This is a genomic window from Isoptericola sp. NPDC055063 (genome assembly GCF_053608125.1).
Map to the genome: position 1 here is coordinate 23733 of NZ_JBSGUW010000017.1, position 15261 is coordinate 38993.

Annotated in this window: 10 protein-coding genes; 9 read left to right on the forward strand and 1 reads right to left on the reverse strand. The window is 71.1% G+C overall.

Going from position 1 to position 15261, the window contains the following annotated elements; translation table 11 throughout:
• The first annotated feature begins 199 nt into the window (after positions 1-199).
• The 8 genes from pulA (at position 200) to ACWF41_RS18925 (ending at position 13696) form a co-directional block, all read left to right on the forward strand.
• Positions 200-6088 (forward strand): pullulanase-type alpha-1,6-glucosidase, encoded by a 5889-nt coding sequence (gene pulA / locus ACWF41_RS18890; RefSeq protein ID WP_380326285.1) that lies wholly within the window; start codon positions 200-202, stop codon positions 6086-6088.
• A gap of 166 nt (positions 6089-6254) precedes the next feature.
• Positions 6255-7454, forward strand: a complete 1200-nt coding sequence (locus ACWF41_RS18895) for an ROK family transcriptional regulator (RefSeq protein WP_380326138.1) — start codon at positions 6255-6257, stop codon at positions 7452-7454.
• Entirely contained in the window at positions 7451-8182 is a 732-nt protein-coding gene (locus ACWF41_RS18900; RefSeq protein ID WP_380326141.1) for an ATP-binding cassette domain-containing protein, read from the forward strand. The genes ACWF41_RS18895 and ACWF41_RS18900 overlap by 4 nt, the downstream gene beginning before the upstream one ends.
• Before the next feature lie 143 nt (positions 8183-8325).
• Positions 8326-9873 (forward strand): multiple monosaccharide ABC transporter ATP-binding protein, encoded by a 1548-nt coding sequence (gene mmsA / locus ACWF41_RS18905; RefSeq protein WP_380326144.1) that lies wholly within the window; start codon positions 8326-8328, stop codon positions 9871-9873.
• A 44-nt stretch (positions 9874-9917) separates the two neighbouring features.
• Complete coding sequence (gene mmsB, locus ACWF41_RS18910; RefSeq protein WP_380326147.1) at positions 9918-11198, forward strand: multiple monosaccharide ABC transporter permease; 1281 nt, start codon at positions 9918-9920, stop codon at positions 11196-11198.
• Positions 11199-11340: 142 nt separating this feature from the next.
• On the forward strand, positions 11341-12444 hold the full coding sequence (locus tag ACWF41_RS18915; protein ID WP_380326152.1) for a substrate-binding domain-containing protein: 1104 nt from the start codon (positions 11341-11343) through the stop codon (positions 12442-12444).
• A gap of 301 nt (positions 12445-12745) precedes the next feature.
• A complete protein-coding gene (locus ACWF41_RS18920) occupies positions 12746-13204 on the forward strand; it encodes a hypothetical protein (RefSeq protein ID WP_380327077.1) in 459 nt (152 codons plus the stop codon).
• A gap of 3 nt (positions 13205-13207) precedes the next feature.
• Entirely contained in the window at positions 13208-13696 is a 489-nt protein-coding gene (locus ACWF41_RS18925; RefSeq protein WP_380327080.1) for a hypothetical protein, read from the forward strand.
• Positions 13697-13700: 4 nt separating this feature from the next.
• Here the strand turns inward: ACWF41_RS18925 and purU are convergent, their stop codons facing one another.
• The gene (gene purU, locus ACWF41_RS18930) at positions 13701-14546 is read right to left on the reverse strand and encodes a formyltetrahydrofolate deformylase (protein WP_380327083.1); all 846 of its coding nucleotides are present in this window, start codon (positions 14544-14546) and stop codon (positions 13701-13703) included.
• Between the two features lie 69 nt (positions 14547-14615).
• Between purU and ACWF41_RS18935 the strand changes: the two genes are divergently transcribed.
• Positions 14616-15170 (forward strand): GNAT family N-acetyltransferase, encoded by a 555-nt coding sequence (locus ACWF41_RS18935; protein WP_380327086.1) that lies wholly within the window; start codon positions 14616-14618, stop codon positions 15168-15170.
• The last annotated feature ends 91 nt before the right edge of the window (positions 15171-15261 follow it).

A 15261-nucleotide genomic window follows, 5' to 3' on the forward strand; every position in this document is an offset into this window, starting at 1 on the left:
TAACCGGGGGGTGGGAGCATTGGTCGGGCGGATCGGGGCGGGGGGGGGGAGGGGATTTTTGTCTTTGTTGCGGGGGACAAAAGGGACAAACCTCCCCCCCACAACAGAACGGGCGCGACCGTTGCTGCAAGGTTGCAGCAACGGTACAGTCGCGCTCGGGTCGCGGCCTCGCGCGCCCGGACGACGAAGGAGTCCTCCCATGCATCGTGCTGGACCAGCGCCTGCCTCCAGACGGCCCGCGACCCGCACCGCGGCGTCGCTGACCGCCCTCGCACTGACCGTCCCCGCGCTGTCCGCGGGCCTCGCCGGGCTGGCTCTCTCGACGGCCCCGGCGGCCGGCGCCGCGGACCGCACGGCGACCCTGGTCGGGAGCCTGCAGACCGAGCTGGGCTGCGCCCAGGACTGGGACCCCACGTGCGCCGCGTCGGCGCTGGCTCCCGTCGGCGACGGCACGTTCAGCGCCGACGTCGACCTGCCGGCGGGCACGTACGAGTACAAGGTCGCGCTCGACGGGGCGTGGGACGAGTCGTACGGCCGCGAGGGCACGGACGAGAACGCCCCGCTGGTGCTGGCCGGCGACGCGCGCGTGCGCGTCACGTACGACGACGCGACCCACCGCGTCGCCCTGACCCCGCTGGACCTGGCGGGCGGGTACGACGACGCCACTGACGCCGACCTGGTGGTGCCGCCGGTGCGGCAGGCGGGCTCGGACGAGCGGTTCTACTTCGTCATGACCGACCGGTTCGCCAACGGCGACACCGGCAACGACACGGGCGGGCTCGACGGCGACCGGCTCGCGACGGGCTTCGACCCGACGGACAAGGGCTTCTACCAGGGCGGCGACATCGCCGGGCTCCGCGACAGGCTGGACTACATCGAGGGCCTGGGCACCACGGCGATCTGGCTCACGCCGTCGTTCCTCAACCGGCCGGTGCAGGGCACGGGCGCCGACGCGAGCGCGGGCTACCACGGCTACTGGGTCACCGACTTCACCCGGATCGACCCGCACCTGGGCACCAACGACGAGCTGCGCGCGCTGATCGACGAGGCCCACGCCAAAGGCATCAAGGTCTACTTCGACATCATCACCAACCACACGGCGGACGTCGTCGACTACGCCGAGGGCGAGTACGGCTATGTCGACCAGGCCACCTCGCCGTACACGGACGCCGCAGGGAACGCCTTCGACCCGGCCGACGTCGCGGGCAGCGACGACTTCCCGGAGCTGGACGCCGCGACGTCGTTCCCGTACACGCCGGTGATCGCGCCGCAGGACGGGGACGTCAAGGTTCCCGCCTGGCTCAACGACCCGACGCTCTACCACAACCGTGGCAACTCGACGTGGACGGGGGAGTCGGTGACGTACGGCGACTTCGACGGCCTGGACGACCTCATGACGGAGGACCCGCGCGTCGTGCAGGGCTTCGTCGACGTGTACGACGACTGGATCGACCTCGGCATCGACGGCTTCCGCATCGACACGGTCAAGCACGTGAACAAGGAGTTCTGGGAGGCGTGGTCGGCGCAGGTCATGGACCACGCCCGCGCGCAGGGCAAGGACGACTTCTTCATGTTCGGCGAGGTGTACGACGCCGACTCCGCGAAGACGTCGCCGTACGTGCGCGACACGGACATGAGCTCGGTGCTCGACTTCTCCTTCCAGGCGGCGGCGACCAGCTACGCGAGCGGCAACAGCGCCCGCGGCCTGGCGAGCCTGTACGCGAGCGACGACCGGTACACGACGCCGACGAAGTCCGCGTCGGCGCTGCCGACGTTCCTCGGCAACCACGACATGGGCCGGGTCGGGTACATGCTCGCCGGCACGGACGAGCCGCTGGCCCGCGACGAGCTGGCGCACGACCTCATGTACCTCACGCGCGGCCAGCCGGTGGTCTACTACGGCGACGAGCAGGGCTTCGCCGGCACGGGCGGCGACAAGGACGCGCGGCAGACGCTGTTCGCCACCCAGGTGGACGGGTACGCCGACCAGCCGCTGGTCACGGGCGAGCAGGCGGGCAGCGTCGACCGGTACGCCACCGACGCCCCGCTGTACGAGCACATCGCCGAGCTGGCGGCGCTGCGCGAGGCGCACCCGGCGCTCGCCACCGGCGCGCAGATCGAGCGGTACGCGGAGAACGGCGCGGGCGTCTACGCCTTCAGCCGGGTGGACCGCGACGAGAAGGTCGAGCACCTGGTGGCGGTGAACAACGCGGCGCAGGCCAAGGACGCCACGTTCGCCACGCTCACCCCGGGCGCCACCTACGAGGTGCTTTACGGGGCGCTCGGCGGCGACCGGGCTACCGTCACCGCCGACGACGCCGGCGAGGTCACCCTGACCGTGCCCGCGACGTCCGCCGTCGTGCTGCGCGCGGACCGCGCCGTGGGCGCGGGCTCGGACGGCACCCTCGAGGTCGCGGTCCCCGCGGCGGGTGCCGCCGTGACGGGCACCGCCGCCGTGGCGGCCGACGTCGACGACGACGCGTGGGCGGAGACGTCCTTCGCGTGGCGCGCCGTCGGCAGCGACGAGTGGCACGCCCTCGGCACCGCCGAGGACACCACGCCCCGCGTGTTCCACGACACCGAGGGCCTCGCCGAGGGCACGCTGGTGGAGTACCGCGCCGTGACGCAGGACGCGGACGGCGACCGCACCGCCGCCTCGACGTTCGCCTCCGTGGGCGTGGACGTCTCCGGCACCGCCGGGGACGCGGAGCCCGAGCCCGACGTCGACATGGTCACCGTGGCCGGCAGCCACAACAGCGAGATGGGCTGCGCCGGCGACTGGACCCCCGACTGCGAGGCTGCGCGCCTGACGAAGCGTCCCGACGGCGTGTGGGCCGGCACGTTCGACCTGCCCGCCGGCGACTACGAGTACAAGGTCGCCGTCAACGGCTCGTGGGCCGTCAACTACGGCGTCGGGGGAGTGCGCGACGGCGGCAACGCCACCTACTCCCACGACGGCGGCAAGGTCACCTTCTACTGGGACCCGGTGAGCCACGACTTCTCGTCCACCGCCCAGGGCCCGGTGGTCACGCTGGCCGGGTCGTTCCAGGACCAGGTCGGCTGTGTGAGCAGTTCCGGAGAACCCGTGTCCTGGGCGCCCGACTGCCTCGCGTCGTGGCTCAAGGACCCGGACGGCGACGGCACGTACACGTGGTCCACGGACCGCCTGGCTGCCGGTGCCTACGAGGCGAAGGTGGCGCACGGGCTGAGCTGGGCCGAGAACTACGGCGTGGGCGGCAAGCCCGACGGCGCCAACTACTCCTTCAGCGTGGGGGACGGCGAGACGGTGACCTTCACCTACGACCTCGCCACCCACGTGCTGGAGATCGGCGTCGAGAACCCGCCGCTGCCCGGCGCCGGCCAGCAGGCCGCGCACTGGGTGCGCCAGGGCCTCGTGCTCGCGCCTGGGGATCTCGGGAAGGGCGACGACTGGACCCTGTGGACCGCGCCGGAGGGCGGCCTCGCCGTCGTCGACGGCCAGGTCCGCGGGCCGGACGGTGGCGACCTCCCCGACGGGGCCGCCTCCTACGACCTGACCGCGGCCGGGGACGTGCCCGACGACGTCGCGCGCGACTTCCCGGCGCTCGCGGGTCACACCGCGCTCGCCCCGGTGGGCGACGACGGTGCGCCGCTGGGCCGCGCCGCCGCCGAGGAGCTGCTCACGGGCCAGCTGCTGGTCACGCGGGCCTCGGGCGACGGGCTCACCGCGGCCACCGGGGTGCAGGTGCCGGGCGTGCTGGACGACCTGTACAGCGAGGCGGCATCGAAGCGTACGTTCGGCGCCCAGGCGCACCCCAGCGGCAGGTGGGCGTCGTTCGCGCTCTGGGCGCCCACGGCGAAGGACGTCGACGTGCTGGTCTGGCCCGCCGGCCGCGACCTGGACGCCGACCCCGAGCGGTTCGACGCGGTCCGCGAGCGGGACGGGTCGTGGACGCTCGACGGGAAGAAGGCGGCGAAGCGGCTCGCCTGGGGCGGCGCGCGGTACCGGTATGCCGTGCAGGTCTACGTGCCGAGCACCGGGAAGGTCGAGACGAACGTCGTGACGGACCCGTACTCCGTCGGCCTCACGCTCGACTCGACGCACTCGGTGGTCGTCGACCTCGACGACAAGGCGTGGCAGCCGAAGGTCTGGCGCACCACCCCGCAGCCGGTGGTGGAGCGGGCCGTGGACCAGACGATCTACGAGCTGCACGTGCGCGACTTCTCGATCTCGGACGAGACGGTGCCGGCGAAGCAGCGTGGCACGTACCTCGCCTTCGGTGAGAAGCGCTCGGACGGCATGACCCACCTGCGTGAGCTGGCGGACGCCGGCATGACGACGGTGCACCTGCTGCCCACGTTCGACATCGCCACGATCCCCGAGGACCGCGCGGACCAGCGGACCACCGGCGACCTGTCCGGCTTCGCGCCCGACGGCGAGGAGCAGCAGGCGGCGGTGGCGGAGGTCGCGGCGGGCGACGGCTTCAACTGGGGCTACGACCCGCTGCACTACACGGTGCCCGAGGGCTCGTACGCCACGGACGCGGAGGGCGGCGCCCGCGTGGCGGAGTTCCGCACCATGGTGGGCTCGCTGCACGACGCGGGCCTGCAGGTGGTGCTCGACCAGGTGTTCAACCACACGGCGGCGAGCGGGCAGGACGCGAAGAGCGTGCTGGACCGGGTCGTGCCGGGCTACTACCAGCGGCTGAACCCCACCACGGGGGCGGTCGAGACCAGCACGTGCTGCCAGAACGTGGCGACGGAGCACGCGATGGCCGAGAAGCTGATGGTCGACTCGGTGGTCACGTGGGCCCGCGACTACAAGGTGGACGGGTTCCGCTTCGACCTCATGGGCCACCACTCGCGGGAGAACATGCTCGCCGTGCGGAAGGGGCTCGACGCCCTGACGGTGCGCAAGGACGGCGTCGACGGCTCCGCGGTCTACCTGTACGGCGAGGGGTGGAACTTCGGGGAGGTGGCGGACGACGCCCTGTTCACGCAGGCCACGCAGGGGCAGCTCGGCGGCACCGGGATCGGGACGTTCAGCGACCGGCTGCGCGACGCGGTGCACGGCGGCTCGCCGGTGGACGGCGGGTCGCGGTTCGCGCAGGGCTTCGGCACGGGGCTGTTCACCGACCCGAACGGCCGCGAGGCCAGCGCGGGCGACGGCGGCAGCGTCAACGACGGCTCCGACGACGAGCGCGCCGACCTCGGCCACCAGGCGGACCTGGTGCGCCTGGGCCTGGCGGGCAACCTGCGGGACTTCGCGTTCCGGGCGTCGGACGACGGCGCCGGCGAGACCACGCGGGGCGATGACCTCGACTACCGGGGCGCCCCCGCGGGGTACGCGGACTCGCCGGAGGAGGTGGTCACGTACGTCGACGCGCACGACAACGAGACCCTCTTCGACCTGCTGACCCTCAAGCTGCCGCGGGAGACGACGATGCGCGACCGCGTGCGGATGAACACGGTCTCGCTGGCGACGACGGCGCTGGCCCAGACACCGTCGTTCTGGCACGCGGGCACGGACCTGCTGCGCTCGAAGTCGCTGGACCGCAACTCGTACGACTCGGGCGACTGGTTCAACGCCATCGACTGGTCGGGGCAGGACAACGGCTTCGGCCGCGGTCTGCCGCCGGCGGCGGACAACTCCGATGCGTGGCCGGTGATGGCGCCGCTCCTCGCAGACCCGGGGCTCAAGCCGGCGCCGTCGGACATCGCGACGGCCTCGACGGCGTCGCGCGAGCTGCTCGAGCTGCGCTCGTCGACCCGGCTGTTCCGCCTCGGGAGCGCCGCGGCGATCGAGCAGAAGGTGTCGTTCCCGGGCTCGGGCCCGGACGCGACGCCGGGCGTGGTCGCCATGGCCGTGGACGACACGGTGGGCCGCGACGTCGACCGCCGGCTGGACGGGCTGCTCACGGTCTTCAACGCCTCGCCCGAGGCCGTGACGCTCGACCTGTCGGAGCTCGCGGGGCGCGACTTCCGGCTCTCGGCCGTGCAGCGCTCGGGCGCCGACCCGGTCGTGAAGCGGACCCGCTGGGACGCCCGGACCGGCACCGTCACCGTGCCCGCGCGGACCGTCGCGGTGCTGGAGGACCCGCAGCGCTGACGTCGGAGGGTCTCCGGCCCCGCCTCCCTCGCGGAGGCGGGGCCGGACGTCGTTCCTGCAGGTACATTGCCTTCAGAGGGTGAAGAAAAGCGGGTGCCGGCCGGACCGGCGCGCGGGGGCGCCGTCGCCCAGCCCTAGACTTCGGGTCGTGAGAGGACGGGTGCCGATGGCGGGATCGCAGTCCTCGTTGCGCGAGGCCAACCGCGCCCGGGTCGTCGAGGCGGTCAAGCGGCACGGCGGGCTGACGCAGGTCGAGCTCGCGGGGGCCACGGGCCTGTCGCAGGCGTCGATCTCCACGATCGTCAAGGAGCTCGTCGCCGCCGAGCTGTTCGACGTCCGCAACACCGTCCGTTCGGGCCGGCGCGCCCAGCTCGTCACGCTGGCGCACCAGACCGGCCTCGTCTCCGGCGTCGTCGTCGGCCGGCGGCAGCTGCGGGTCGCCGTCGCCGACGTCTCGCACGAGGTGCTCGCCGAGCAGGTGATGCCCCTCGCCGACGCGCATCGCGCGGACACCAGCCTGGACCGGGTCGCGCTGCTGATCGTCGAGCTCCTGGACCGCCTCGGCACCGCGATGGACGAGCTCCAGGGCATCGGGGTGGCGCTGCCCGCGCCGGTCGACGCCGCCACGGGGCAGGTCTCGGTACGCGGCGTGCTGCGGGGCTGGGACAACGTCCCGGTCGCGCAGGTGCTCACGAAACGGCTGGCCAGGCCCGTGTTCGTGGACAACGACGCGAACCTCGGCGCCCTCGCGGAGAGCACGCTCGGCGCGGCCCGCGAGGCCCGCGACGCGATCTACGTGCGCGTCGGGCACGGCGTCGGCGCGGGGATCGTGCTCGGCGGCCGGGTGCACCGCGGAGTCGCCGGGACCGCGGGGGAGATCGGGCACGTCCAGGTGGACCCGGCCGGCCGGATCTGCAGCTGCGGCAGCCGCGGGTGCCTCAACACCGTGGTCGGCGAGGAGGCCCTGCTGGAGGCCCTGCGCACCAGCCACGGCTCGCTCACCCTGCGCGACGTCGTGCGGCTCGCGAACGACGACGACCCGGGGTGCCGCTCGCTCGTGCGCGACGCCGGCGCCACCGTCGGCCGGGTCGTCGCGAACGTCGCGACCGCGTTCAACCCGGAACGGATCGTGGTGGGCGGCGAGCTCGCGGAGACGGGCGACGTGTTCCTCGAGCCGTTCCGCGAGATGATCCAGCGCCAGTCGGTGCTGCAGCAGGCGGAGCCGCCGGTGGACGTCGTCGCCTCCGACCTCGGCGCCCGCGCGGAGCTGGAGGGGGCGTTGTCCCTGGTCCTGCAGCACATCGACGTCTTCGAGACCCGGGAGGGCGTGGCCCTCCCCCCGCAGCCCCAGGAGGAACTGCTGTGAGCGCCCGTTCGCCCGTCCTCGCGCTCCGGAAGGTGAGCAAGTACTTCGGCGCCGTCGAGGCGCTGGTCGACGTGGACCTGACCCTGCACGCGCACGAGGTGGTCGCCCTCGTCGGCGACAACGGGGCGGGGAAGTCCACCCTCGCCAAGGTGGTCGCGGGCGTGCTCTCCCCGGACTCCGGCCAGGTCGAGATCGACGGTGAGCAGGTGGCGATCCCGTCGCCTGCCGCCGCCAACAGGCTCGGCATCGCCAGCGTGTTCCAGGAGCCCGCGCTCCTGGAGAACCTCGACGTCACCGCCAACGTGTTCCTGGGCCAGGAGATGGCCCGCAAGGGCGTCCTCCGCGAGGACGAGATGGTGGAGCGGACCCGCGAGCTGCTGCGGAACCTCACCGTGCGCATCCCGGCCGTGGACACGCCGCTGCGGCACCTCTCGGCGGGTCAGCGGCAGGCCGTGGCGATCGCCCGCACGCTGGTCGGGTCGCCCCGGGTCGTCGTCCTCGACGAGCCCACCGCGGCGCTGTCCGTGGCGCAGACGGCCGAGGTGCTGACCTACATCGAAGGCCTGCGTGACCTGGGGCTCGGCGTCATCCTCATCAGCCACAACCTCAACGACGTGCGCGCCGTCGCGGACCGGGTCGAGGTGCTGCGGCTGGGCCGGAACAACGGCTCCTTCCCCGCGACGACCAGCCACGAGCAGCTGATCGCGGCGATCACGGGCGCCGTCTGAGCCGTTACCGGGTTGCAACCTGATCCTTGTCTTCATTAGTTGACGACAAGATCGGTCGCGGTCTAGCGTCTCCGGTGCCCGAACGGAGTGGTCGGGTACCAGAGCGGCCATCGAGGGCCCGCTCGTGCTTCGAAGGAGACGCGATGCCCGATCGCCACGCACTGCTCGAGATGCGGTCGATCACCAAGGAGTTCCCCGGCGTCCGCGCGCTGGACGAGGTCTCGCTCGCGGTCAAGGCGGGGGAGATCCACGCCATCTGCGGCGAGAACGGCGCGGGCAAGTCGACGCTCATGAAGGTCCTGTCGGGCGTCTACCCGCACGGCACCTACGACGGCGAGATCTGGTACCAGGGCGCCGAGGTCGCGTTCAAGGACATCCGCTCCAGCGAGCAGGCCGGCATCGTGATCATCCACCAGGAGCTCGCGCTGATCCCGGAGCTCTCGGTCACGGAGAACATCTTCCTCGGCAACGAGGTCCGTGGGCGGCTCGGGATCGACTGGGACCAGGCGCGGCGCCAGGCCACCGAGCTGCTCGCGCGGGTCGGCCTGCGGACGTCGCCGGACACCCTGATCAAGAACATCGGTGTCGGCCAGCAGCAGCTGGTCGAGATCGCCCGGGCCCTGGCCAAGGACGTCAAGCTCCTCATCCTCGACGAGCCGACCGCGGCCCTGAACGAGGACGACTCCGAGCACCTGCTCGACCTGCTGCGCGGCCTGCGCTCCAAGGGCCTGACCAGCATCATGATCTCCCACAAGCTCAACGAGATCGAGGAGATCGCCGACTCGATCACGATCATCCGCGACGGCCGGTCGGTCGAGACGCTCGACGTCGGCGCGGGCGAGATCAACGAGGACCGCATCATCCGCGGGATGGTCGGCCGGTCCCTCGAGTCCCGCTTCCCCGACCACACGCCGAAGGTCGGCGAGACGTTCTTCGAGGTCGAGGGCTGGACCGTGGAGCACCCCGAGGTGCCCGGCCGGCTCGTCTGCAAGGACTCGGCGTTCTCGGTCCGGCGCGGCGAGATCGTCGGCTTCGCGGGGATCATGGGCGCCGGCCGCACCGAGCTGGCGCGCTCCATCTTCGGCCGCAGCTACGGCCGGTTCTTGGGCGGCACGATCCGGATGGACGGCAAGGAGATCTCCGTCCCCGACGTCCTGTCCGCGATCCGCCACCGCATCGCCTACGTCTCCGAGGACCGCAAGACCCTCGGCCTCAACCTCCTCGACTCCATCAAGGAGACCGTCGTCGCGGCGAACCTGCCGCGCGTCTCCACCGGCGTCGTGATCGACGACGACAAGGCGTTCCTCGCGGCCGAGGAATACCGCAAGTCGTTGTCCATCAAGGCGCCCGACGTGCGCCGCGGCGTGTCCACGCTCTCGGGCGGCAACCAGCAGAAGGTGCTGCTCGCCAAGTGGATGTTCACGGAGCCCGAGCTCCTCATCCTCGACGAGCCCACCCGCGGCATCGACGTCGGCGCCAAGTACGAGATCTACGGCCTCATCCAGCGCCTGGCCGACGAGGGCAAGGGCGTGGTCGTCATCTCGTCCGAGCTCCCCGAGCTGCTCGGCCTGTGCGACCGGATCTACACGGTCTTCGAAGGCCGCGTGACGGGCGAGGTGTCCCGCGCGGACGCCACCCAGGAAGAGCTCATGCGACTCATGACCGGCGCCCCCGCGACCGCGGCCCGCTGAGCACCCCCCGACCCCTCCTCCAGGAAGTGAAGGAACCCACGACGATGTCGTCACTCAAGCAGCTGTTCGGCGGAGGCCTCCGGCAGTACGGCATGGTGATCGCGCTGCTGGCGCTCATCGTGTTCTTCCAGATCGCCACCGGCGGCAAGGTCCTCACGCCGTCGAACGCGCAGAACATCATCATCGGCAACTCGTACATCCTGATCCTCGCGATCGGGATGGTGCTCGTGATCATCGCGGGGCACATCGACCTGTCGGTCGGCTCGGTGGCCGCGGTCACGGGCATCATCGTGGCGATCGCGCTGCGCGACTGGGGCATCCCGTGGTGGGTGGGCATCCTCCTCGGGCTCGCCGTGGGGGCGGTGATCGGCGCCTGGCAAGGGTTCTGGGTGGCGTATGTCGGCATCCCCGGCTTCATCACCACCCTCGCCGGCATGATGCTGTTCCGCGGTCTCAACCAGTACATCGGCCAGTCGAACACCGTCCCGGTCCCGACCGAGCTCCAGCAGCTCGGCGCCGGCTACCTGCCCGAGTGGGGCCCGAACACCGGCCTCAACAACTCGACCCTGCTGCTCGGCGTCCTCGCGATCGTCGCCGTGGTCTGGTCCGAGCTGCGCCGCCGGGCGCGCGCCACGCGCCTCGGCATCGAGCCGGTGCCCGTGACGGTCTCCGTCGTGCGCCTCGTCGTCGTCGCCGCCGTGATCGCGTACGTGACCTTCCTGTTCGGCTCGGGCCGCTACGGCACCTCGTTCCCGATCCCCGGGATCGTGCTCGCCGTCCTGGTCATCCTCTACAACTTCATCGCGTCGCGGACCGTCGGCGGTCGCCACGTCTACGCCGTCGGCGGCAACCGTGCCGCGGCCGCGCTGTCGGGCGTGAACATCCGCCGCACCAACTTCTTCGTGATGATGAACATGTCCATCCTCGCGGCCCTCGCGGGCATGGTCTTCGTGGGGCGGGCCACCGCGTCCGGCCCCTCGGACGGCAACATGTGGGAGCTTGACGCCATCGCCGCCGTCTTCATCGGTGGTGCGGCGGTCTCCGGCGGTGTCGGCACCGTCGTCGGCTCCGTCATCGGTGGTCTGGTCATGGCCGTCCTCAACAACGGCCTGCAGCTCATGGGCGTCGGCTCGGACATGACCCAGATCATCAAGGGCCTCGTGCTCCTCGTCGCCGTCGCGTTCGACGTGCACAGCAAGGTCAACGGCCGCGCCTCCATCATCGGGCTCTTGTTCCCGGGCCGCCGGGACAAGGGCGCCGGCACGCCGCCCGACGCGTCGCAGGCCGGCGCGCCGGTCGCCGAAGGCGCGACGTCGCAGCCCTGACCACCCACGACGCGGCCGCCGGGGCCGGACAGGCCCCGGCGGTCACACCCCGCACCACCCCCGCACCACCCCGATCCACCCCAGGACAGCTCCGTCCAGACCGGCTCCCGACGATGGGCGCCTGCACAGAAAGTTGGACAGCATGAAGATCAAGCTCACTTCGGCGATCGTCGCCTTCGCTGCCGTGGGAGCGCTCACGCTCTCCGGCTGCGGCTCCTCGGACCGCGGCGGGGACACCGCCGGTGGCGGCGAGAGCGCGGCCGCCGGCTTCGAGGAGGGCGCGACCATCGGCGTCGCCCTCCCGCAGAAGACCTCGGAGAACTGGGTCCTCGCCGAGAACCTGTTCAACGACGGCCTGACCGAGGCCGGCTACAAGCCGATCGTGCAGTTCGCGAACGGCGGCGTCTCGGAGCAGCAGAACCAGATCCAGGCCATGATCGAGCAGGGCGCCAAGGTCATCGTCGTCGGCGCCATCGACGGCTCGCAGCTCGGCTCGCAGCTCAAGGCCGCGCACGACCAGGGCGTCAAGGTCATCGCCTACGACCGCCTGCTGCAGAACACCGACGCCGTCGACGTCTACGAGGCGTTCGACAACTTCCACGTCGGCGAGCTCCAGGGCCAGTCGCTGCTCGAGGGCCTCAAGGACCGCAAGGGTGAGGGCCCGTACAACGTCGAGCTCATCTCCGGCTCGCCGGACGACGCCAACTCGAAGCCCTTCTTCGAGGGCGCGATGAGCGTGCTGAAGCCGAAGATCGACGACGGCACCCTCGTGGTGAAGTCGGGCCAGACCTCGCAGCAGCAGACGGCGACCCAGGGCTGGAAGGCGGAGAACGCCCAGAACCGCATGGACACGATCCTGTCGGGCAGCTACAAGGACGAGGACATCGACGGCATCCTGTCGCCGAACGACACGCTGGCGCGTGCGGCGCTGACGTCGGCCAAGCAGGCCGGCAAGGACGTCCCGGTCGTCACCGGCCAGGACTCCGAGGTCGAGTCGGTGAAGTCGATCATGGCGGGCGTGCAGTACTCCACCATCTACAAGGACACCCGCAAGCTCGTCGCCGCGACGATCGACGCCGTCGACTCGTACCAGGCCGGCGAGGACGCCGAGGTCAACGACACCGAGTCCTACGACAACGGCGTCAAGGTGGTCCCGGCCAACCTGCTCGAGCCGGTCATCGTGACCAAGGACAACGCGGAGGAGACCTACGCGGGCGACCCGACCCTCGAGGACGTCTTCAAGTAAGCACTCTCGCCGGACCGCACGGTCCGACGACGGCGGCGGGCCGCGCTCCCCTCGGGGGGCGCGGCCCGTCGTCGTGCATGGGACGACGTCGCACCGAGATGAGAAGGCTTGGGCATTCCGTGGTGCGAACGATGTGTTGCCGACCCTGACCATGGGCACTACGGTCTCGCCGGGGTCCTTGAGCATGGCACCAGTGTGGTGTGAACGAAGGGGTCCTCAACATGACGACAACACGAGGAAGTGGTGGCGAGTGGTGCGTAAGACATGGTGGCGACGCCTGCTGGTGGGAGGCAGTGCGCTGGTGGCGCTTCTCCTGGTCATGCCGACGACTGCGGCGTCCGCGCAGGATTACCGGTTCGTGGTCTCGGTCGTCAACAAGAGCGTGACTCGGGAGGTGACGAGCTACGGGCAGGTCCTGGCCACCTGCGGTACTCCTAGCCGCGCCGTGACCTGCAAGATCAACAAGACGAGGTCGGCAACCCGCACCATCGGAGTCTCCTCGGGGGTGTCGACGACGTTCGTCGCGGGCAAGCTGGGGATCAGCAGCTCCAAGACGGTCTCGATCGCCATCAGCTGCTCGCGGAAGACGACGGCGAAGTACCCGTACCTGAAGGCCTACGTGGTGAACGACGTGTGGTCGTACACCGTGCGCACGAAGAAGTACGACGCGGTGGGACGACTCGTCAAGACGGAGAACTCGAAGCAGCGCGCCTACAACCCGGTGGGTGTGCACTGCGGCCTCTCGACGCTGGGGGGCTGACCCGTGACCATCTCTCGTCTCGGTGCACGTAGCTTCCTGGCGGTGCTGACGGTGTGCGCGTTCCTCCTGAGCGGCGTCGTCGCTGCACAACCCGCCTCGGCCTGGACTTCCTACAGCGTGAAGGTCACGGGACGCTCGACCGGCATCGTGAACATGAACAACATGCTCGCCATGTGCTCGGGCACTCCCGGCACGAGGTGCTCGATCGAGAAGAGCGTGAGCGCGACCCGGACGATCGGGTTGAGCCTCGGCGCGTCGCGGTCCTTCGTGGCCGGCGAGCTGAACGTCTCCAAGGCGAGCACTCGCACGGTCTCGGTGAGCTGTTCGGCCAAGCTCACGTCGACCCGCAGGACGCTTCGGGCTTACCCCATCGGCACCCAGGTCTTCTACAAGATCACCAAGAACGTCAACGGAAAGAAGACGACGTCCGGAACCCTGGCGGCGTTCGTACCGAGCGGGTCGTCGACGTTCTGCACGCTCGTTCGCGGGTAGTTCCTCAGCGGAAGACCACCGTGCGGTGGCCGTCGAGCAGCACGCGGTGCTCGGCGTGCCACCGCACGGCGCGGGCGAGGGTGCGACGCTCGACGTCCTCGCCGAGCGAGACGAGGTCGGCGACGGCGCGCGAGTGGTCCACGCGCTCGACGTCCTGCTCGATGATCGGGCCCTCGTCGAGGTCGCCCGTCACGTAGTGCGACGTCGCGCCGATGAGCTTCACGCCGCGGTCGTGGGCCTGGGCGTAGGGGCGAGCGCCCTTGAAGCTCGGCAGGAACGAGTGGTGGATGTTGATGACCTTGCCTTGCAGGTCCCGGCACAGCTCGTCCGACAGGATCTGCATGTAGCGCGCGAGGACGACCAGCTCGACGTCGAGCTCGGCGACCAGCTCACGCAGCCGCCCCTCGGCCTGCGCCTTGGTGTCCTTCGTGACCGGCACGTGGTGGAACGGCTTGCCGTAGAAGGCGGCCATGTCGGCGAGGTCCGGGTGGTTGCCGACCACGCCCACGACGTCGACCGGCATGTCCTGGTAGCGCTCGCGGTAGAGCAGGTCGACCAGGCAGTGCGGCGCCTTGCTGACCAGCACCAGCGTGCGCAGGCGGCGCCCGACGGCGTCCAGCTCCCACGTCATGCCGAAGCGCTCCGCGACGGGCGCGAGCGCCGCGGCGAGGGCGTCGCGCCCGGCGTCCGCCGCCACCTGCACGCGCATGAAGAACAGCCCCGACGCGGGGTCACCGAACTGCTGCGACTCGGTGATGTTCCCGCCGTGCTCGGCCAGCACGCCCGCCACCGCGTGGACGATGCCCGGGCGGTCGGGGCAGGAGAGCGTCAGAACCCATTCGGTGGTCACCGGACCATTGTGGCCGACGGCTCCCGACGCGCGACGACACGTCCGCCGTCCGTCTGCGACGATGGCCCCATGAGCGAGGCACCAGGCACCGACGCCCAGGAAGTCGAGCGCGAGGAGGCGGCGGACGCGCTGCGGATCGCGCTCGTCGACGACGCCCACGCGGGCGAGCTGCTGACCCTGCGGCGGGCGGCGTTCGTCAGCGAGGCGCAGCTGTACGACGACCCGCACATCCCCCCGCTGACGCAGACGCTGCACGAGCTGCGCGACGACATGGCGCGCGACGACGTCGTGACCGTCGGCGCGTGGGAGGGCCACCGCCTGGTGGGCTCGCTGCGCCTGGAGATCGAGGGCGCGCGCGCCACGCTCGGTCGCCTGGCCGTGGCGCCGGACCAGCAGGCCAAGGGCATCGGCACGTCGCTGATGTTCGCGATCCTGCAGTTCCTGCCGTCCGAGGTGACCGAGGTCTGGGCCTTCACCGGCAAGGACTCGAAGAAGAACCTCGCCATGTACACCAAGCACGGCTACGAGGAGCAGTACGACCGCGCGGCCGGCAAGCTCACGCTCACCTACCTGCGCCGGGTGCTCGACGAGGTCGACGCGAGGAACGCGGCCGAGGAGCGATGACCGACGGCGCCGGACGGGGCGCGCGACCCCCGTGCCTCCGCCCTCTCCCCGCCCCACTCCACCACCCGCCTTTGGTTTTTCGCCCCCCATT